The sequence below is a fragment of the Oleiphilus sp. HI0066 genome, from assembly GCF_001635725.1.
In genome coordinates this window covers 1-717 of record NZ_LWFH01001860.1, presented here as the reverse complement: position 1 = coordinate 717, position 717 = coordinate 1, and the positions used below count along the sequence as shown (strand labels likewise).

General features: G+C 45.9%; 1 protein-coding gene. It reads right to left on the bottom strand.

The window, feature by feature from the left end; genetic code table 11:
* Position 1: 1 nt before the first annotated feature.
* Positions 2 to 717 (bottom strand): Na(+)-translocating NADH-quinone reductase subunit C (locus A3738_RS28690; protein WP_068764025.1); only part of this gene is annotated, 716 nt, incomplete at its 5' end.

The following is a 717-nucleotide window of genomic DNA, read 5'->3' as shown; positions in this document are numbered from 1 at the left end:
CTCATACCCCCTGACGCAATTTCTGCAAGTACTTTTGGAAACCGTGCTCGCCTGTCCAGTATTGAACGAGATTTGTCACGCCACGACTTGTAAGAGTCGCGCCCGAAAGACCATCAATTTGATACTCTGCTTCTGGGTTTGAACGATCAACTGCACCTTTTAACAACGCAATTTTTGGCGCTTCAGAAGCGTCAAGATCGTAAACCTTTTTACCAGGCCATTGAGCTTTCCAGTTTGGATTATCAACTTCACCACCAAGTCCTGGAGTTTCCGCATGCTCATAGAAGCCAAAACCAACAACAGTGTTAGCATCTGCTTCTAGCGCTAGGAAGCCGTGAAGTGTTGACCAAAGGCCGTAACCACTAACAGGAAGAATGATTGTTTTGATCTCGTCGCCTTCACGCACAAGGTATACTTTTGCGTAGTCAACGCGACGCTTGATACTTGCGATATCTTCACTACCCGCAATCGCCTTAGATAACTTAGGATCTTTTTGAGCTTTACGCTGGTCGTAATCAAGTGCATTTTCTTTATTAACTCGATCTGGCTCTGCATATTCGCCAGTATCCAAATCAACGATGCGCGCATCGATTTTCTTAAACGCTTCTTGGATTGCAGTTTTATCGGCACCTGCTGGAAGCAAACCCGCAGCCGCTAAGATGTTTGCTTGCAAGTTGAGCGCTTTGTTCTCCTGCTGAGTTGGCTTCAGGATAACAA